We start from the raw sequence: 19,998 nt of genomic DNA on the forward strand, positions 1-19,998 counted from the left end.
CTCCTTGATCGTGGAGCGGCACTGTCCCAGTTCAGCGGTGCACGACATGCCGCACCAGCACGACACCGCGAGCGCCCAGAACGTGCCCGCACCGCTGAATCCCGGGCGTCGCCGGCAGCGCGGCCGACCACCCCGAATCACTCGTTCGGTGGAGGCACACAGGGCACCGCGACGATCAGAGAGAGCCGCGTTCCGCCGCCCCGTCACGACGGCCGGTGGCAGAATCCACCGATGGCCTCATACGGAACCATCAACGCGGCGGCAGCAGGCACCTGGAAGCTGGGGGACCTGTCGGTCAACCGGCTCGGGTTCGGGGCCATGCGCCTGACCCAGTACGGCGAGGCGCTCACCCCCGACGCCACCCCCAGCGACCGCGGACGCGCGATCACCGTGCTGCGGCGAGCGATAGAACTCGGCGTGAACCACATCGACACGGCCGCCTTCTACTTCTCGCGCCTGCGTTCCGCCAACGAGCTGATCAACCACGCGCTCAGCCCCTACCCGGACGACCTCGTCATCGTCACCAAGGTCGGACCGGGCCGGGACCCCGGGGGCGAGTGGACGGACCACGCCACCCCTGAGCAACTGCGCGGCCAGGTCGAGGAGAACCTGCGCCAGCTCGGCCGGGACCACCTCGACGTCGTGAACCTGCGGATCGTCGGCACCGGTTCGATCGCCGAGCGCTTCGGCGCACTGGCCCGGCTGCGCGAAGCCGGCCTCATCCGCCACCTCGGCCTCTCCAATGTCACCCCGGAGCACCTCACCGAGGCCCAGGCCATCGCGCCGGTGGTCTGCGTCCAGAACCAGTACGGCCTCGGCGCGCGGCCCGAACAGGACGCGTTCCTGAACAGGTGCGGCGAGGAGGGAATCGCCTTCGTCCCCTTCTATGCGATCGCGGGCTCCGGACGCGAGGCGGGCGCCGACGCGGGTACGACGGAGAGCGACCGGGTACAGGCCGTCGCCCGCGCCCACGGAGCCTCGCCCGCACAGATCCGGCTGGCGTGGACCCTGCACCGCGGACCGCAGGTCCTGGCCATCCCGGGCACCGGAAACCCGGACCACCTCGCTGACAACGTGGCAGCCGGCGCGATCGCGCTCTCCACGGACGAGCTGGCCCTGCTCGCTTCATGACCGGCCCACGCGGCGGCACTCCCATCCCCTCGCCCGGCGAACCGGGCAGCATCCTCCGCTGGAACCTCTTCATAGGCGGCCATCTGAGCTCATCCGTCCCCGTACGCCTCGTCGAGCGCACGGTGGAAGGCCAGCTGGTCTGGCTGGAATCCGGCACCCCGATGTGGCGTACGAAGCTGCCGGGTGGCGCCCACCTCAGGGACATCCCGCCACAAAAGCGCCCGGCGCACGGGTACCCCCTCACGGCGGACCGCTGGCCGATGGGCAGCGCCCTCATCCATCAGCCGACGGGCGCCGCCCACGCCGTGTTCTGGCTCTTCGGACGGAAGCAGAAGTTCCGCGGTTGGTACGTCAATCTGGAACACCGGGCCCACCACGGCGAGGACATCGACGTCACCGACCACGAACTCGACATCAACGTGGCCCCGGACCGCAGCTGGCGCTGGAAGGACGAGCAGTCGTTCGCCGACAAAACCGGGCACCCCGCCTACTGGTCGGCGGATGAAGCGGTCGCCATCCGGGCCGAGGGCGTACGCGTGACGCGGCTCGCCGAGACCGGAGCGTTCCCGTTCGATGGCTCCTGTTGCGATTTCCAGCCACCTCGGCACTGGTCGACACCGCGTCGCGCCACCAACCCGCGTCGCGCCTTGCTCTGACGGCTTGTCGGACGTATTCAACCGGCGCACCAAGGGCTCTCGAACGGCGCGTACGAATCCCGCACCCGGCCCGAACGCTGCGACCGCATCAGGAACCCGGCGCCTTCTTCATTGCTCGCGGTCACACCCCGTGATACACAGAGTAACCATGCATATGCGCGCCGATGCCGGAGCGAGTCGCAGGTCAGGGCGGTCGTCCCGGTCAAACGTGCGAGATCCGGGTAAAGAGACCGGGAAGGCGTCGTACGGGCGCGGTTTCATCAGCGAAGATAGAAGGCGACCCGTGCCGGACGGCATGGGCAGCGAACTACCCAACAGGGGCGGTGACTTACATGATCCTGGCAGCTGAAAAGGGCGACATCACCACCATCATCGGCGGAATCGCCCCGAACTGGGGGCCGTTCGGGACCCTCGGCAACGAGGCGCGCATCATGATCGAGGTGGTGATGGCCGTAGCCATCCTGCTCTGTCTCGGCATCGCGATCTGGGGCGCGGCGAAGCAGCGCATCGGCGCGACAGCCCTGCGCGACACGTTCAGCGCCGAACAAGGCAAAGGCCTGATCGTGGCGGGACTCACGGGCGTCTTCATCATCGGATCGCTCGGCACCCTGTTCACCATCGTGTACGGCATGGCGGTCTGACCCGACGCCTTCCGCACAGCCCCGGGCCGTCCCCGCCCACCTCACACCATCCGTCCGTCGTGCCCACCGGCTGAGGTTGCGTCTCCCTGATGTCCAGTCACCACACCGCGCATGCGCGGCAACCAGCACAGCTACCGTCGTACCACGCGGCACCGCAGACGGCTGAGGGGGCATACCCGGCATGAGCCAGGGCGACGATCAGGGCTACGGCGGCGATTCGGGCGGCCGCGGCGACGACCCGTACAGCACGCTGGGCGGCACCCGCCAGACGCGCACCCGACTCCCCGACGGCGACGGCGGCGACCACGGGCGCCGCCCCGCCCGCACCTCCCGCTCCCTCGTCATGATGGTGGGCGTGGTCGTCCTGCTCATCGCCGCCATCGCGTTCGCGAACCGCGGCGGAGGCGGCAACGAGGAGGCGCAGGGCGGCAACGCGAAGAAGCCGGGCACCACAGGGACGGGCCCCACGGCCCCCACGGGCACGAAGCCGGTCCAGGGCCAGGACGGCACCATCCCCTCAGGCTTCGCCCACGACGAGCAGGGCGCGCAGAGCGCGGCTGCGAACTATGCGGTGGCGCTGGGGTCTGCGGGGATGTTCGATCAGGAACGCCGCCGTGAGATCGCTGAAGCCGTGTACGCCCCCGACGTAGCCGCTGCGCGGCAGGGTGACCTGGACAAGGTCTACTCGGATGAGGGCTTCCTGGCCAGCATTGGCCTGAATCCCGACGGTAGGGCACCGACAGGCCTGACCTTCATCTCACGGTCGAACCCTGTTGGAGCCAAGGTAGAAAAGTTCACGGGCGATGCCGCCAACGTCTCAATTTGGTATTCGGCCCTGTTCGGTCTGGCTGGTGAAGGTTCCAAGAACCCAGTATCCGAGAGTTGGTATACGAACACCTTCGAACTGAGTTGGATCAACGGTGATTGGAAGATCACCGATTTCACGCAGAAGGACGGCCCCGTCCCCGTCGGCCGTGACCAAGCCGCCTCAACAGCCGAGGAGATGGCTGACGCCGTGAAACAGTTCGGAGGGTTCACCTATGCCCGATAGCCAGTCCCGGCGAGCTCTGTCACTTACGGCGGCACTCACCAGTATCCAAGTCTCGCTTGTACTGTTCGCGAGCCGGGCCGGAGCAGAACCGACACCAACTCCGTCGCCCAGCAGCAGCAACAATGCGTGCGACTTGATTCGCGGCCCCGCCAAGGACTACTGCGAAGGCGACGAAGCCGCCGGCTCCGCCCGCCGCGCCCCCACCACCACCGACGACGCCCTCGACCCACTCTCCTCACTCGCCCGAGGCTGCGCCGACGCCGCCTCATGGATCGTCGGCAAGCTCAGCGAGGCCGTGAAGAGCACGGCGAACGTCGACTTCACCAACCCCACGTTCCTCCAGCAGTACGCGGTCGTCTTCGCGGCCTCCACCGTCCTGACCCTCGTCCTGTGGCTGCTCGCCGCAGCCAAGCGCGCCATCCGCGGCGTGCCGCTGGCCACCGCGATCTCCGAGGCGGTCGGCTTCCTCTGGCTGACGGTCCTCGCCTCCGCCTTCACCCCGCTCATCCTCTACACCATCGTCTCCGCCACCGACGGAATCACCGAAGTCATCTCCTCCGCGAGCGGCGGCCAGACGGACGTCTTCTTCGGCTCGTTCGCCAAGGCCCTCGAAAAGGGCGACGACATCGGCGGCGGACCGATCATGCTGATCATCGTCTCGCTCGTGTCGATCCTCGCCGCCGGAGTCCTGTGGCTGGAGCTCGTCATCCGGGCCGCCCTGCTCTACGTCGGCGCGCTCCTGGGAGTCGTCGTCTACGCCGGGCTCGTGGACAAGAACATGTGGGGCCACGTCCGCCGCTGGGCAGGCATCATGATCGCGGTGATCATGGTCAAGCCCGTCATCGTCATCGTGCTCGGCCTCGCAGGCGCCCTCTCCCAGGACGAAGGCCCGGACGCCATCTCCGCCGTCGTCTCCGGCCTCTCCATCATCCTGCTGGCGATCTTCGCCTCCGCCATGATCTACCGCTTCGTCCCAGGCTTCGGCGACGAGATCCAGGGCGCCCGCACCAACCGCAAGCAGGCCACCGACGGCTCCCAGGCCGCCGCCCTGATCAGTTCGCCCGCCGCCCTCGTCTCCCAGGGCATCAAGACCCACAGCGGCCGCAACGACCAGAACAGCGGTGGAGGCGGCGGAGGCGCCCGCTCCTCCAACCCGGCCAGTGGCGGCGTCGCCGCCCACAGCTCCCGCAGCACCGGCGGCAGCGGAGGCGGTAGTCCCGCCGCCACGCCCCCGCCCCGCAGCGGTTCCGGTCCCACCTCCGGGACCCCCCACAGCAGCCGCTCCGCACGGGGCGGCGGTTCAGGCAGCACAGGTACCAACAGCACAGGAGGTGGAGGGCGTTGACGACTCAGTCCCACAGCATCACGCCCCGCCGTACGTATCTCATCGGCCGCGCACGTCCCAACGCCATCGTCGGCAAGAACCGCGAGACCGGCGAGATCTCCCTGATCATCGGCGGCGCGTTCCTCGGCATGATGAGCGGACTGATCGTCCCCGTCCTGTCGCTGCGCATCGTGCTCCTCATGGGCTTCCCGCTGCTGGCCCTCGCCATCGTGTACGTCCCGTACAAGCACCGGACCTTCTACAAGTGGTTCGAGATCAACCGCAGCTTCAAGCGGTCCCTGCGCCGGGGCACCGCCTACCGTTCCTCCGCCATGGAAGCCGGCGTCAGCTCCGACGGCCGTGAGGTCGAGATCGGCCCGCCCCCCGGCATCGGCCGGATCAGCTGGCTCGGAGCCCCCTTCGGCCCCGACGAGATCGCCGTACTCCTGCACGCCGACCGCCGTACGGTCACCGCCGCCATCGAGATCGAAGGCCCCGGCGTCGGTCTGCGCGACAGCGAGGACCAGGAAGCCCTCGTCGACCGCTTCGGCACCCTCCTCAAGCACGTGGCGAACGGCGACGGCTTCGTCACCCGGCTCCAGATGCTGGCCCGCACGCTGCCGGCCGACCCCGACGCCCACGCCAAGGACGTCGCCCAGCGCGGCGACAAGTCGTCCCCCGGCTGGCTCCAGGAGTCCTACGACCAGCTCCAGTCGATGGTCTCCACCTCCAGCGAGCAGCACCGTGCCTACCTCGTCGCCTGCATGCACTACAGCCGCGAGCTGGCCGCCGAGGCCAACGCGATGGCCCGTGCCGCCCGCCCCCACGGCGGCCGCAAGCTCGACCGCGACTCCGGACTCGCCGTCGTCATGGCGCGCGAGCTCACCGACATCTGCGCCCGCCTCGCCGAAGCGGACATCCGGGTACGCCAGCCGCTCGGCCAGAGCCGTCTCGCCTCCCTCGTGCACTCCATGTACGACCCCGACCACCCCATCGACCACATCCAGGCGATGACCAAGCGCAACGCCTGGCCGGCCGAACTGGACGCCGTCGAGCCGACGTTCCTCCAGGCCAAGACCCGTGAGTCCACCACCCGCGCCCCGTGGTGTCACGCCACGGCCTGGGTGAAGGAGTGGCCGATGACCCCCGTCGGCGTCAACTTCCTGGCCCCGCTCCTCGTCCACACACCGGACGTCATCCGTACGGTCGCCGTCTGCATGGACCTCGAACCCACCGAGGTCGCCATCGAGCGCATGCTGACGGAGAAGACGAACGACGAGGCCGAGGCGAGCCGCCAGGCCAAGATGAACCGGACCGTCGACCCGCGCGACATCGCGGCCCACGGGCGACTCGACCAGCGGGGTGAAGACCTGGCCAGCGGCGCGGCCGGAGTGAACCTGGTGGGGTACATCACCGTGTCGTCCCGTTCACCCGAGGCCCTCGCCCGCGACAAGCGGACGATCCGGGCCTCGGCCGGCAAGTCCTATCTGAAGCTGGAGTGGTGCGACCGCGAGCACCACCGCGCCTTCGTGAACACCCTGCCGTTCGCCACCGGCATCCGCCGCTGACGGCCCCGGCCCCGGCCCCGGCACCCACTACCGACCGAGTTCCGCGACACCGAGAGGGAGGTCATTCACGCCATGCGAGATCCGCTGTCCGCGTTGTCGGACGCCTTTACCGCCTTCCTCTTCGGGAAGGTCGAGACGACCAGGCTGCCCGTCCGTACGTCGACGGGCCAGGCCCAGGCCGTCTACCTGCCGACCGCCGCACCCGGACTCGGCGACTCAGGGGTGATCATCGGTCGTGAGGTGTACTCCGGCAAGGGCTACATCTACGACCCCTTCCAGCTGTACGGCCAGCAGTTGCCCGCCCCGCACTGGCTCGTCCTCGGCGAGTCCGGCAACGGGAAGTCCGCGCTGGAGAAGACGTACGTGCTCCGCCAGCTCCGCTTCCGCGACCGCCAGGTCGTCGTCCTGGACGCCCAGGGCGAGGACGGTGTCGGCGAATGGAACCTCATCGCCCAGGAGCTGGGCATCACCCCCATCCGTCTCGACCCGACCACCGCCCTCAACGGCGGCATCCGGCTCAACCCGCTCGACCCGGCGATCACCACGACCGGCCAGCTCGCCCTGCTCCGCACGATCATCGAAGTCGCGATGGGCCACGGCCTCGACGAGCGCTCCGGCTTCGCGCTGAAGGTCGCCCACGCGTTCGTGAACGACACCATCACCGACCGCCAGCCGGTCCTGATGGACATCGTGGAGCAACTGCGCCACCCGAAGCCCGAGTCGGCCGAGGCGATGAACGTCGACATAGACGACGTACGGGCCTGGGGCCTGGACGTCGCCCTCGTCCTGGACCGCCTCGTCGACGGTGACCTCCGGGGCATGTTCGACGGCCCCACGACGGTCGGCATCGATCTCGACGCACCCCTGATCGTCTTCGACCTCTCCCACATCGACCGCAACTCGATCGCGATGCCGATCCTCATGGCGATCGTGGGCGTGTGGCTGGAGCACACCTGGATCAGGCCCGACCGGAAGAAACGCATCTTCCTGGTCGAGGAGGCCTGGCACATCATCAACTCCCCTTTCGTGGCGCAGCTCTTCCAGCGCCTGCTGAAGTTCGGCCGTCGCCTCGGCCTCTCCTTCGTCGCCGTCGTCCACCACCTCAGTGACGTGGTGGACGGAGCCGCGGCACGGGAGGCGGCCGCGATCCTCAAGATGGCGTCGACACGCACGATCTACGCCCAGAAGGCCGACGAGGCGAGAGCCACGGGGAAGGTGATCGGCCTGCCCAGGTGGGCGGTCGAGATCATCCCGACCCTCACTCCGGGCATCGCCGTGTGGGACGTCAACGGCAATGTGCAGGTGGTCAAACACCTCATCACCGAGGCGGAGCGGCCTCTCGTCTTCACGGACCGTGCGATGACCGAGGGATCCGACAACGACCTGCTCCCCGAGGACGTACGAGCCGCGGAGCTGGAGGCGGAGCAACGGGCGGCCCGGATCGAGAACCAGCAACGGATCAACGACGCGTCCGAGTCAACGGTGGCCTGACATGCAGGGAAGCGGAATCCCGAACAGGCAGGAACGCGGCACCGGCGGGCTCCCGGACGGGCTGCTGGTCGGCCTGCTGAGCCTCCTCTTCGCGCTGACGGTCCTCGGCTGGACGGCCACCGGGCTCGCAGGCCTGCTCGCCCACGGAGCCTGGCCGCAGGGAGTCACGTTCACCGGGACCCCCTTGGCCCTGCGCGCACTCGCCACCGCCCCGCAGAACCTCCCCGGTGCCTGGCCCGAGACCCCGCCGGACGAGCTCTCCGGATACGGGCTGTTCTGGGGCCTGTTCATCGGCGAACTGATGGTGCTCCTGGTGCTGGCCGTGTTCGTCCTGGGAGTCGTGACCCGCTGGAGGGCCGTACGGGACAACCGCCGCGACGAGCGGCACATCCAGCCGCACGAGACCCCCGTCCCCATCCCCGAACCGGCACCCCTCGTCGAGGCGGCTCCCGTCCAGGCGGCCCCTGCCAAGGCCGCCCCCATCCAGGCGGCCCCTGCTCCGTCGGTCCCACCCTCGTCCGTCCCCCTGATCCCCCTGGTCCCCTCGCCCCGTGTCCCGCACCTCGTCTACGGCCCCGCGGCCACCCGCCGCCCGGCAGCCGTCCAGGCCATCATGGACGCCGAAGGCCCCGTACTCGTGGTGACCTCCGACGCGACGGTCTGGGCCGAGACCAAGGACGCCCGCGGCAAGCTCGGCCCGGTCCTCGTCTACGACCCCGGTCACCTCTGCGACACCCCGGCCCGGCTCCACTGGTCCCCCACGGCCGGCTGCGAAGACCCCGAAGTGGCCGCGTCCCGCTCCACCGCGCTCCTCGCCCCGGTCCGCCCTCAGGCCCGCATGGACACGGCGACGGCGGACACCGCCGAGACCCTCCTGCAGTGCTGGCTGCACGCCGCGGCCGTAGACGGCCGCCCCTTCCGCCAGGTCCACCGCTGGGCCCTCGGCGGCAACGCCCACGAGGCCGTACGACTCCTCCGTACGCACCCCAGAGCCGCGTCCGGAATCGCCGGCCTCCTCGAGTCCGCGCTCACCGCGTACCCCGAACGCCGGGAGCTGGCACAGGAACTGACGGTACGGGCCTTCGCCGCCCTGTCCTCGGTCCACATCCGCGAAGCCTGCACATCGAACCGAGCGGATTCGCTCGCACTGGAATCATTTACCGGTGAAGGGGGAACGCTGTATGTGGTTGGCGAAGCGATCGAGGATCCACGAACTCGCCCCGGTGCGATGCCCCTGCTCACTGCACTGTCCTCATACGTGGTCGAGCACGGCCGCCGCTTGGCCGCACGGTCAACCGACGGTCGGCTCGACCCACCAATGACGCTCGTCCTCGACGACGTCGCGGCCGTCGCTCCGCTCCCCCGGCTACCGGAACTGCTGACGACCGGCCAGGCACAGGGCCTGCTCCCCCTGGCCCTGCTCCGCTCACAGGAACAGGGCCGCGCACGCTGGCGCCAGCCCCTCGAGACGCCATGAGCTCTCGGCGATTCCTTGCCGTCCCCGACGAGCCGCGGGTCCTCTGCCGGCGGCCGTACGGCTGCGGCGGCGCCACCTGCCGATGCCGGGCATCCGACGGCTACGGCTCCGCCCGGGCCCTCTCGATCACGTACTCCAACTCCCGGGCATCCGGGTCATGCGGTACGGCCACGGTCTGCCCGGACGGTACGAAGCCGATCCTGCGGTAAGCGGCCGCAGCCCGGGGATTGCGCTCGTGGACGTAGAGCCGCACGCGCTCGACGCGCGGCTCGGCCAGCGACCAGGACCACTCGATCGCGCTACGGAACAGCTCGTCCGTCAGACCGTTCCCCCGGTCCTGCTCGTGCACGAAGACTCCGACCACGTGCGTCTGGTCGACCTGGGCGGCCGCCCCGAACCGGGTATCTCCGTCAGGGCGTTCCACCAGGGCCGTCACCGTGCCGGCAAGACCGCCGTCGGGCCGCTCGGCGACGAACTGACGCACCGCAATGCCTTCGGCCGCATCGGCCGTCCGCTGCTGCCAGAACGCATCGGGCCGGGACACCGCGTCCTCGTACGTCTCCAGAAAGGCCACGGGTGCCATCGGGTCCTGGAGGGCAGCGAGCCGGAGTTCCTTGGCCAAGGGCCAGTCCTCGGCGCGTACTGAGCGAATCACATAATCCATGGGCAGATCCTGCCTGGGGTCCACGACCGGCGCAAACAGTATCTGAACGCAGAAAAGCCCCGTGCCACAAGGGCACGGGGCTTTCCCGGAATAATTGTTCGGCGGCGTCCTACTCTCCCACAGGGTCCCCCCTGCAGTACCATCGGCGCTGAAAGGCTTAGCTTCCGGGTTCGGAATGTAACCGGGCGTTTCCCTGACGCAATGACCACCGAAACACTATGAAATTTGAACGCTGGCATGAACACAGCTGTTCGTTATTTCAGAACTAACACAGTGGACGCGAGCAACTGAGGACAAGCCCTCGGCCTATTAGTACCAGTCAGCTCCACCCGTTACCGGGCTTCCACATCTGGCCTATCAACCCAGTCGTCTACTGGGAGCCTTAACCCCTCAAAGGGGGTGGGAATACTCATCTCGAAGCAGGCTTCCCGCTTAGATGCTTTCAGCGGTTATCCTTTCCGAACGTAGCCAACCAGCCATGCCCTTGGCAGGACAACTGGCACACCAGAGGTTCGTCCGTCCCGGTCCTCTCGTACTAGGGACAGCCCTTCTCAATATTCCTACGCGCACAGCGGATAGGGACCGAACTGTCTCACGACGTTCTAAACCCAGCTCGCGTACCGCTTTAATGGGCGAACAGCCCAACCCTTGGGACCGACTCCAGCCCCAGGATGCGACGAGCCGACATCGAGGTGCCAAACCATCCCGTCGATATGGACTCTTGGGGAAGATCAGCCTGTTATCCCCGGGGTACCTTTTATCCGTTGAGCGACAGCGCTTCCACAAGCCACTGCCGGATCACTAGTCCCGACTTTCGTCCCTGCTCGACCCGTCGGTCTCACAGTCAAGCTCCCTTGTGCACTTACACTCAACACCTGATTGCCAACCAGGCTGAGGGAACCTTTGGGCGCCTCCGTTACTCTTTAGGAGGCAACCGCCCCAGTTAAACTACCCATCAGACACTGTCCCTGATCCGGATCACGGACCCAGGTTAGACATCCAGCACGACCAGAGTGGTATTTCAACGACGACTCCACAACCACTGGCGTGGCCGCTTCAAAGTCTCCCACCTATCCTACACAAGCCGAACCGAACACCAATATCAAACTATAGTAAAGGTCCCGGGGTCTTTCCGTCCTGCTGCGCGAAACGAGCATCTTTACTCGTAGTGCAATTTCACCGGGCCTATGGTTGAGACAGTCGAGAAGTCGTTACGCCATTCGTGCAGGTCGGAACTTACCCGACAAGGAATTTCGCTACCTTAGGATGGTTATAGTTACCACCGCCGTTTACTGGCGCTTAAGTTCTCAGCTTCGCACACCCGAAAGTGCACTAACCGGTCCCCTTAACGTTCCAGCACCGGGCAGGCGTCAGTCCGTATACATCGCCTTACGGCTTCGCACGGACCTGTGTTTTTAGTAAACAGTCGCTTCTCGCTGGTCTCTGCGGCCACCCCCAGCTCACCGAGTAAATCGGATCACCAGTGATGGCCCCCCTTCTCCCGAAGTTACGGGGGCATTTTGCCGAGTTCCTTAACCATAGTTCACCCGAACGCCTCGGTATTCTCTACCTGACCACCTGAGTCGGTTTAGGGTACGGGCCGCCATGAAACTCGCTAGAGGCTTTTCTCGGCAGCATAGGATCATCCACTTCACCACAATCGGCTCGGCATCAGGTCTCAGCCTTGATGTGTGACGGATTTACCTATCACACGGCCTACACCCTTACCCCGGGAACAACCATCGCCCGGGTTGGACTACCTTCCTGCGTCACCCCATCGCTTACCTACTACAAGTCTGGTTCATCGGCTCCACCACTTCCCTCAACTCCGAAGAGATCGGGCCGGCTTCACGGACTTAGCATCGCCTGATTCAGTACTGGGCGTTTCAAAGCGGGTACCGGAATATCAACCGGTTGTCCATCGACTACGCCTGTCGGCCTCGCCTTAGGTCCCGACTTACCCTGGGCAGATCAGCTTGACCCAGGAACCCTTAGTCAATCGGCGCACACGTTTCTCACGTGTGTATCGCTACTCATGCCTGCATTCTCACTCGTGAACCGTCCACAACTCGCTTCCGCGGCTGCTTCACCCGGCACACGACGCTCCCCTACCCATCCACACGGGCGTTGGCCCTATATGTGTGAATGACACGACTTCGGCGGTACGCTTGAGCCCCGCTACATTGTCGGCGCGGAATCACTTGACCAGTGAGCTATTACGCACTCTTTCAAGGGTGGCTGCTTCTAAGCCAACCTCCTGGTTGTCTCTGCGACTCCACATCCTTTCCCACTTAGCGTACGCTTAGGGGCCTTAGTCGATGCTCTGGGCTGTTTCCCTCTCGACCATGGAGCTTATCCCCCACAGTCTCACTGCCGTGCTCTCACTTACCGGCATTCGGAGTTTGGCTAAGGTCAGTAACCCGGTAGGGCCCATCGCCTATCCAGTGCTCTACCTCCGGCAAGAAACACACGACGCTGCACCTAAATGCATTTCGGGGAGAACCAGCTATCACGGAGTTTGATTGGCCTTTCACCCCTAACCACAGGTCATCCCCCAGGTTTTCAACCCTGGTGGGTTCGGTCCTCCACGAAGTCTTACCTCCGCTTCAACCTGCCCATGGCTAGATCACTCCGCTTCGGGTCTAGAGCGTGCAACTCAATCGCCCTATTCGGACTCGCTTTCGCTACGGCTTCCCCACACGGGTTAACCTCGCTACACACCGCTAACTCGCAGGCTCATTCTTCAAAAGGCACGCAGTCACGACTGCATGTGCAAGCACATACAGCGACGCTCCCACGGCTTGTAGGCACACGGTTTCAGGTACTATTTCACTCCGCTCCCGCGGTACTTTTCACCATTCCCTCACGGTACTATCCGCTATCGGTCACCAGGGAATATTTAGGCTTAGCGGGTGGTCCCGCCAGATTCACACGGGATTTCTCGGGCCCCGTGCTACTTGGGTGTCTCTTAAACGAGCCGTTGATGTTTCAGCTACGGGGGTCTTACCCTCTACGCCGGACCTTTCGCATGTCCTTCGCCTACATCAACGGTTTCTGACTCGTCTCACAGTCGGCAGACTATGAAAAAGAGATCCCACAACCCCGTATGCGCAACCCCTGCCGGGTATCACACGCATACGGTTTGGCCTCATCCAGTTTCGCTCGCCACTACTCCCGGAATCACGGTTGTTTTCTCTTCCTGCGGGTACTGAGATGTTTCACTTCCCCGCGTTCCCTCCACACTGCCTATGTGTTCAGCAGTGGGTGACAGCCCATGACGGCTGCCGGGTTTCCCCATTCGGAAACCCCCGGATCAAAGCTTGGTTGACAGCTCCCCGGGGACTATCGTGGCCTCCCACGTCCTTCATCGGTTCCTGGTGCCAAGGCATCCACCGTGCGCCCTTAAAAACTTGGCCACAGATGCTCGCGTCCACTGTGCAGTTCTCAAACAACGACCAGCCACCCATCACCCCACCCTTACAGGCGAGTTCACTGGGGCCGGCACCGAAGATCCAGACAAAAAATGCCCGTACCTTCAGATACCCAACAGCGTGCCCGACCCGACCGATCACCTTCAATTTTCCACGCCGAAGCAGTACTCATCAAAAACAACCTGTCGTGCCGAATAGTCAACGTTCCACCCTTGAGCAACCACCGTCGAACATTTGCCGACGAAATGGTCTCTGGATTCCCCGAAGGAAACCTAGATGCTCCTTAGAAAGGAGGTGATCCAGCCGCACCTTCCGGTACGGCTACCTTGTTACGACTTCGTCCCAATCGCCAGTCCCACCTTCGACAGCTCCCTCCCACAAGGGGTTGGGCCACCGGCTTCGGGTGTTACCGACTTTCGTGACGTGACGGGCGGTGTGTACAAGGCCCGGGAACGTATTCACCGCAGCAATGCTGATCTGCGATTACTAGCAACTCCGACTTCATGGGGTCGAGTTGCAGACCCCAATCCGAACTGAGACCGGCTTTTTGAGATTCGCTCCGCCTCGCGGCATCGCAGCTCATTGTACCGGCCATTGTAGCACGTGTGCAGCCCAAGACATAAGGGGCATGATGACTTGACGTCGTCCCCACCTTCCTCCGAGTTGACCCCGGCAGTCTCCTGTGAGTCCCCATCACCCCGAAGGGCATGCTGGCAACACAGAACAAGGGTTGCGCTCGTTGCGGGACTTAACCCAACATCTCACGACACGAGCTGACGACAGCCATGCACCACCTGTATACCGACCACAAGGGGGGCACCATCTCTGATGCTTTCCGGTATATGTCAAGCCTTGGTAAGGTTCTTCGCGTTGCGTCGAATTAAGCCACATGCTCCGCTGCTTGTGCGGGCCCCCGTCAATTCCTTTGAGTTTTAGCCTTGCGGCCGTACTCCCCAGGCGGGGAACTTAATGCGTTAGCTGCGGCACCGACGACGTGGAATGTCGCCAACACCTAGTTCCCAACGTTTACGGCGTGGACTACCAGGGTATCTAATCCTGTTCGCTCCCCACGCTTTCGCTCCTCAGCGTCAGTAATGGCCCAGAGATCCGCCTTCGCCACCGGTGTTCCTCCTGATATCTGCGCATTTCACCGCTACACCAGGAATTCCGATCTCCCCTACCACACTCTAGCTAGCCCGTATCGAATGCAGACTCGGGGTTAAGCCCCGAGCTTTCACATCCGACGTGACAAGCCGCCTACGAGCTCTTTACGCCCAATAATTCCGGACAACGCTCGCACCCTACGTATTACCGCGGCTGCTGGCACGTAGTTAGCCGGTGCTTCTTCTGCAGGTACCGTCACTTGCGCTTCTTCCCTGCTGAAAGAGGTTTACAACCCGAAGGCCGTCATCCCTCACGCGGCGTCGCTGCATCAGGCTTTCGCCCATTGTGCAATATTCCCCACTGCTGCCTCCCGTAGGAGTCTGGGCCGTGTCTCAGTCCCAGTGTGGCCGGTCGCCCTCTCAGGCCGGCTACCCGTCGTCGCCTTGGTAGGCCATTACCCCACCAACAAGCTGATAGGCCGCGGGCTCATCCTTCACCGCCGGAGCTTTTAACCCCGTCCCATGCAGGACAGAGTGTTATCCGGTATTAGACCCCGTTTCCAGGGCTTGTCCCAGAGTGAAGGGCAGATTGCCCACGTGTTACTCACCCGTTCGCCACTAATCCACCCCGAAGGGCTTCATCGTTCGACTTGCATGTGTTAAGCACGCCGCCAGCGTTCGTCCTGAGCCAGGATCAAACTCTCCGTGAATGTATTCCCGTAATCGGGACGACACCACGAGAGCGGAACGACCGAGTCGGAATATGACCGGTCGTTCACAGCGTCCTCGCTAGTGTTGCCTACCCGGACCACGAGGGCCCGTAATAGGACTTTTCAAAGGAACCACCAACCTGCCGAAGCAGGCCGGGGTATCAACATATCTGGCGTTGACTTTTGGCACGCTGTTGAGTTCTCAAGGAACGGACGCTTCCTTCGGTCCCGTTTCACCGGGGCCCTCCGGGCGCTTCCCTTCGTTCTTGCGTTTCCGACTCTATCAGACTCTTTCGTGTCCGATTCCCGGTCGAAGCGGGATTCGCTTTCCAGTTCCTCGCTTTCGCGTTTCCCTTTCCGGCGAGTCCGACTCTACCAGATCCTTTCGGGCCTGATTCCCAGTCAGTGGGGCTGTCCTCCCGGCTGTTGGGCCGTTCCGACGTCCCAAACTCTAGCGGATTCCCCCGGCGACTCATAATCGAGTCTTTCGAAATGAATTCCGGCATGCCGAAATTCTCTCCGGTGGGAGGTCGTGCTGAGTTTGGGTTGCCGCGTGCGCGGCGGGATCGGTTGTCGCAGAACCGTTCCGGCCCCCTGACAACTCGAAGAACCTTACGGATCGGGGAGGGTCGTGTCAACCCCGCCCCGGGACTAATCAGTCCAGGTCGGTCAGGCGGCCGCCGGCGTCCGGCTGGGCGTGCTCCACGCGGCGCAGCAGGCGGATCAGCATGTCGCCCAGGCCGCCGCGTTCGTCATCGGAAAGGTCCTGGAGCAGGTCTTCCTCGAAGGCGGTCGCCATACGCATCGCCTCCAGCCACTTCGTACGGCCTACATCCGTCAGTTCGACGATGACGCGTACCCGGTTGTTCTCGTCCCGGTCGCGGGTGACCAGCCCCTCTCCCGCCATGCGGTCGATGCGGTGGGTCACCGCGGCAGGGGTGAGCCCGAGGCGCTTGGCGAGTTCGCCCGGTCCCAGTCGGTAGGGAGAGCCGGCCAGAACGAGGGTCTTGAGGACCTCCCATTCGGCGTTGCTGATGCCGAGGGCGGCGAGCTGCCTCCCGTACGCGACGTTCATACGGCGGTTCAGCCGGCCGAGAGCCGAGACGACCTGCTCGACCTGGGGGTCGAGATCGTGGAATTCGCGCTGGTAGGCGGCGATCTGTTCGTCGAGGCTCGGCTCCTGCGGGCCGGGCCCGGGGGTGTCGGACATGGCGGGCAGTATGGCACGCCTTCTCCGGCCATCGAAGTCCTTCAAGGTCAATTGTTAACTGTCTAACTTTAGTGCTAAAGTCTTCGAGTCTTGGTAGTTCGATGTTGACTGATGTCTTCGAGATCTTGAGGTAGGTGAGCGTGACCAGGGAGATGGGCGCAGCGCTGCGGCGGATCCAGGTCGGGAGCGCGCTGAGCGCGTTCGGGCTGGGCTTCACCGTTCCGTATCTGTACGTCTACGTGGCGCAGGTACGGGATCTTGGTGCCGGTACGGCGGGTGTCGTACTGGCTGTCTTCGCCATGGCAGCACTAGCAGTCCTGCCGTTCACCGGGCGGGCCATCGACCGGCGCGGTCCGATGCCCGTGCTGATCCTCGCCGCCGCAGTGGCCGCCGTGGGTGCTGCCGCACTGGGGGTGTCCGGCGACGTGACGACCACCGTGCTGTCGGCCGCCGTGCTCGGAGCGGGCACCGCGGTCATGCAGCCGGCGCTCGCCACGATGCTGGTGTGGTGCTCCAGCGCCTCCACCCGCACCCGTGCCTTCGCCATGCAGTTCTTCCTGCAGAACCTGGGCCTCGGCATCGGCGGGCTCTTCGGCGGGCTGATCGTCGACACCGACGATCCGTCCAGCTTCACCCTGCTGTTCCTGATCGAGGCGGTGATGTTCGTCGTACTCGGTGTCGTCGCGGGGACCGTCCGCATGCCGCGTACCCACTCCATCGCCGACGCCAGGCCCACCGACGGCACGGCTCCCAAGGCCGGGCTCCGGGTGCTGCTCTCGCACCGGGCGATGGTGCAGCTGTGTGTGCTGGGCTTCGTGCTGTTCTTCGCCTGCTACGGACAGTTCGAGTCCGGGCTCGCGGCGTACGGCACCGAGGCCGCCGGGATCGAGCCCTCGACCCTGGGTATCGCACTGGCCGCCAACACCGCCGTCATCGTCGCCGCACAGTTCGTCGTGCTGCGGCTGGTGGAGCGGCGCCGACGGAGCCGGGTCATCGCGTGGGTCGGCGTGATCTGGGCGTTCGCCTGGATCGTGGCCGGGTACGCGGGCCTGGGCCACGGCAGCCAGACCATGGCCACCGCCGCGATGATCTCGACGTACGCACTGTTCGGACTCGGTGAGTCGATGCTGTCGCCGACCGTGGCTCCGCTGGTCGCCGATCTGGCGCCGGAGTCGATGGTCGGGCAGTACAACTCGGCCTTCGCGCTCTGCAAGCAGCTGGCGCTGGCCGTCGGCCCGGCCGTGGGAGGGCCCATGGGGGCGACGCTGCACGGGCCGTACATCGTGACGTTCGTACTGTTCTCACTGGGCATCACCGTGCTGGCCCTTCGGCTGGGCCGCCGGCTCACCCCCGTACAGGACCGGCCTTCGCTCGCACCCGTGCAGTCGCGGGTGGTGGCCGTGTCACTGCCGACGACCGAACCGGCCGCGGCGCCGGCGACGCCCGCCGCCGCTCACTGAGGCAGCGCGAACTCGCACCACACCGCCTTGCCGCCGCCCGGGGTGCGACGGCTGCCCCAGGACGAGGCGATCGTCGCGACGATGGAGATGCCGCGTCCCGCCTCGTCCGCAGGCTCGGCCCGGCGACGGCGCGGCAGGTGGTCGTCGCCGTCGGTCACCTCGATGATCAGACGCCTGTCCGTACGGCGCAGGCCGAGACGCATCGGCGGTGTGCCGTGCTGGAGGGAGTTCGCGACGAGTTCGCTCGCCGCGAGGACGCCCAGGTCGCACAGTTCGACGGGGAAGCGCCAGGACGTGAGCACTCCGGTGGCGAACGCGCGGGCGCGCGGGGCGGCCTCGACACCGCCGAGGAGATCGAGCGAGGCGTTGTGGAACAGCTCCGCGTTCGAGCCCGTACGCGCGGGGTGCTGGACCACCAGGACGGCCACGTCGTCATCGTGTTCCGCGGTCACGCCGAGGGAGCGGATGAGGCGGTCGCACACCACCTGAGGTGATCCCTTGGCGCCCTGGAGCGCGCGCTCCAGGGCCGCCACGCCTTCGTCGATGTCCTCGCTGCGTCGCTCGACGAGGCCGTCCGTGTAGAGGACGGCCGTGGAGCCGGGGGGCAGGGCGATCGTGCCGGAGGTGTGGATCCAGCCGCCGGTGCCGAGCGGGGGCCCGGTCGGGTCCTCGGCGCGGTGGATGACGCCGTCCTCGTCGCACACGAGGATCGGGAGGTGGCCGGCGGAGGAGTAGACCAGGTGCCCCTCGTTCGGATCGTGGACCGCGTAGACGCACGTGGCGATCTGGCTGGCGTCGATCTCGGCGGCGAGACCGTCGAGGAGCTGAAGGACCTCGTGGGGCGGCAGGTCGAGACGTGCGTAGGCGCGGACCGCGGTGCGCAGCTGGCCCATGACAGCCGCGGCACGCACGCCGCGGCCCATCACGTCCCCGATGACGAGGGCCGTGCGGCCCGCGCCGAGGGTGATGACGTCGTACCAGTCGCCGCCGACCGCCGCGTCCGTGCCGCCCGGCTGGTACGTCGCGGCGATGCGCAGGTCGTCGGGCTGCTCCAGCTCCTGCGGGAGCAGGGAGCGCTGGAGGGTGACGGCCGTTTCGCGGTGGCGGCGCTCGCTCGTGCGCAGGCGCTCGGCGGCGTCGGCGTGGTCGGTGACGTCGGTGGCGTACACCAGGACGCCTGCCTCGCTCTCCTCGCCGGTGGCTGTCACGGGGGTGCAGGTGACGGTGTAGGAGCCACCGCCGAGAGCCTTGCGGGACTTGACCGTGCGGGGTGTGCCGCTGCGCAGCACCTGGTCCAGGAGCGGCAGCAGCCCCAGCTCGACGAGCTCGGGCATGGCGCCGGCCGCCGGGGTGCCGGCGGGGCGGGGGCCGAACGCGGCCTCGTACGCCTCGTTCACATAGGTGACGCGGTGGTCGGGGCCGTGGAGCAGGGCGACCGGGGCGGGTAGCCGGCCGAGGATCTCGCGGGCGGAGAGGGCTTCCAGACCGGGACGCTGTCCGGCCTCGGCCTCGGCCGTTTCCGCGCGGCCGCCGCCGCCGTCGCCGTCGCCGTCCGGCAGGACGGTCACGGTCTCCGGCTTGGCGCACTCGGCGCGGGCCGCGGGAACGGAACTGCGGTCGTCCCGCGCGGCGGCTCGTCGCTGCGTGCCGGGAAGGCGGGCGCTCCAACGCGTGAAGTTCACGGAATTTCTGGCCTCGTGTGTCGGTCTGGTCCGCTCGGGCGGGCTGCTTCTTCTGCCGGTCTGCCGGGTTCTCTGCCCGGCTCTCTGCCGGTTCTTCTACCGTTCCAACGCCCGGGTCCACGCCCTGGTCATGCTCGGTTCCGTTGTCGGGACGGGACGCCGGGGCGGGACCCGGGAACGCGCGGCCGGGCCTCGTCGTGCTGGTGGGGCGCCGCTGGTGGTCACTGCTGGCCACTGCCGACAGGGTCACTCTGTGCACGTGTGGGCCCACCTATGGTCACACGTCCAGTGTGCCGGTCCGCACTGACAGTGGTCGTTCAGCCGCCGGTCGGCCACGGGTCGGCCACGGGTCCGGAGGCTGAACGAAAGCCGTCGCAATGGCGCCGGGGTCCCGGCCGG

Annotated in this window: 12 protein-coding genes and 3 rRNA genes; 9 read left to right on the top strand and 6 right to left on the bottom strand. The window is 66.1% G+C overall.

Annotation, left to right across the window (positions count from 1 at the left end):
- The first annotated feature begins 231 nt into the window (after window positions 1-231).
- From F0344_RS16020 to F0344_RS16055, 8 genes are all read left to right on the top strand, one after another.
- The gene (locus tag F0344_RS16020; RefSeq protein ID WP_185299448.1) at window positions 232-1,131 is read left to right on the top strand and encodes an oxidoreductase; all 900 of its coding nucleotides are present in this window, start codon (window positions 232-234) and stop codon (window positions 1,129-1,131) included.
- The gene (locus F0344_RS16025) at window positions 1,128-1,787 is read left to right on the top strand and encodes a DUF402 domain-containing protein (protein ID WP_185299449.1); all 660 of its coding nucleotides are present in this window, start codon (window positions 1,128-1,130) and stop codon (window positions 1,785-1,787) included. Before F0344_RS16020 ends, F0344_RS16025 begins: the two co-directional genes overlap by 4 nt.
- A 332-nt stretch (window positions 1,788-2,119) precedes the next feature.
- The gene (locus F0344_RS16030; protein WP_014047394.1) at window positions 2,120-2,428 is read left to right on the top strand and encodes a hypothetical protein; all 309 of its coding nucleotides are present in this window, start codon (window positions 2,120-2,122) and stop codon (window positions 2,426-2,428) included.
- Window positions 2,429-2,609: 181 nt separating this feature from the next.
- Window positions 2,610-3,479 (top strand): hypothetical protein, encoded by an 870-nt coding sequence (locus F0344_RS16035; protein ID WP_185299450.1) that lies wholly within the window; start codon window positions 2,610-2,612, stop codon window positions 3,477-3,479.
- Window positions 3,469-4,824, top strand: coding sequence for a hypothetical protein (locus tag F0344_RS16040; protein WP_185299451.1), 1,356 nt, complete (start codon window positions 3,469-3,471; stop codon window positions 4,822-4,824). The genes F0344_RS16035 and F0344_RS16040 overlap by 11 nt, the downstream gene beginning before the upstream one ends.
- On the top strand, window positions 4,821-6,371 hold the full coding sequence (locus F0344_RS16045; protein ID WP_185299452.1) for an SCO6880 family protein: 1,551 nt from the start codon (window positions 4,821-4,823) through the stop codon (window positions 6,369-6,371). The genes F0344_RS16040 and F0344_RS16045 overlap by 4 nt, the downstream gene beginning before the upstream one ends.
- A gap of 72 nt (window positions 6,372-6,443) precedes the next feature.
- Window positions 6,444-7,862 carry an ATP-binding protein gene (locus F0344_RS16050; protein WP_185299453.1) on the top strand — a complete coding sequence of 473 codons (1,419 nt, stop codon included), beginning with the start codon at window positions 6,444-6,446 and terminating at the stop codon, window positions 7,860-7,862.
- 1 nt (window position 7,863) lies between these two features.
- Window positions 7,864-9,339: a type IV secretory system conjugative DNA transfer family protein gene (locus tag F0344_RS16055; protein ID WP_185299454.1), complete on the top strand. Its 1,476-nt coding sequence runs from the start codon at window positions 7,864-7,866 to the stop codon at window positions 9,337-9,339.
- A gap of 100 nt (window positions 9,340-9,439) precedes the next feature.
- On the opposite strand, the gene F0344_RS16060 is transcribed toward F0344_RS16055, so the two are convergent.
- The 5 genes from F0344_RS16060 to F0344_RS16080 all read right to left on the bottom strand — a co-directional run bounded on the left by F0344_RS16060 (window position 9,440) and on the right by F0344_RS16080 (window position 16,457).
- Complete coding sequence (locus F0344_RS16060; RefSeq protein WP_185299455.1) at window positions 9,440-10,003, bottom strand: GNAT family N-acetyltransferase; 564 nt, start codon at window positions 10,001-10,003, stop codon at window positions 9,440-9,442.
- A 96-nt stretch (window positions 10,004-10,099) separates the two neighbouring features.
- Window positions 10,100-10,216 (bottom strand): 5S ribosomal RNA (rrf, locus tag F0344_RS16065).
- A 76-nt stretch (window positions 10,217-10,292) separates the two neighbouring features.
- Window positions 10,293-13,419, bottom strand: a 23S ribosomal RNA gene (locus F0344_RS16070).
- A 302-nt stretch (window positions 13,420-13,721) separates the two neighbouring features.
- Window positions 13,722-15,247: ribosomal RNA gene (locus F0344_RS16075) — 16S ribosomal RNA — on the bottom strand.
- Together the 16S, 23S and 5S rRNA genes form the textbook arrangement of a ribosomal RNA operon.
- Before the next feature lie 655 nt (window positions 15,248-15,902).
- Entirely contained in the window at window positions 15,903-16,457 is a 555-nt protein-coding gene (locus F0344_RS16080; protein ID WP_185299456.1) for a MarR family winged helix-turn-helix transcriptional regulator, read from the bottom strand.
- 152 nt (window positions 16,458-16,609) lie between these two features.
- Here F0344_RS16080 and F0344_RS16085 point away from each other — a divergent pair, with 152 nt between their 5' ends.
- Entirely contained in the window at window positions 16,610-17,917 is a 1,308-nt protein-coding gene (locus tag F0344_RS16085; protein ID WP_185302712.1) for an MFS transporter, read from the top strand.
- Here the strand turns inward: F0344_RS16085 and F0344_RS16090 are convergent.
- Window positions 17,911-19,599, bottom strand: a complete 1,689-nt coding sequence (locus tag F0344_RS16090) for an ATP-binding SpoIIE family protein phosphatase (protein ID WP_185299457.1) — start codon at window positions 19,597-19,599, stop codon at window positions 17,911-17,913. The two genes, F0344_RS16085 and F0344_RS16090, sit on opposite strands and share 7 nt — an antisense overlap.
- Window positions 19,600-19,998: the final 399 nt, after the last annotated feature.

It is taken from the genome of Streptomyces finlayi (assembly GCF_014216315.1).
Classification (GTDB): Bacteria; Actinomycetota; Actinomycetes; order Streptomycetales; family Streptomycetaceae; genus Streptomyces; species Streptomyces finlayi_A.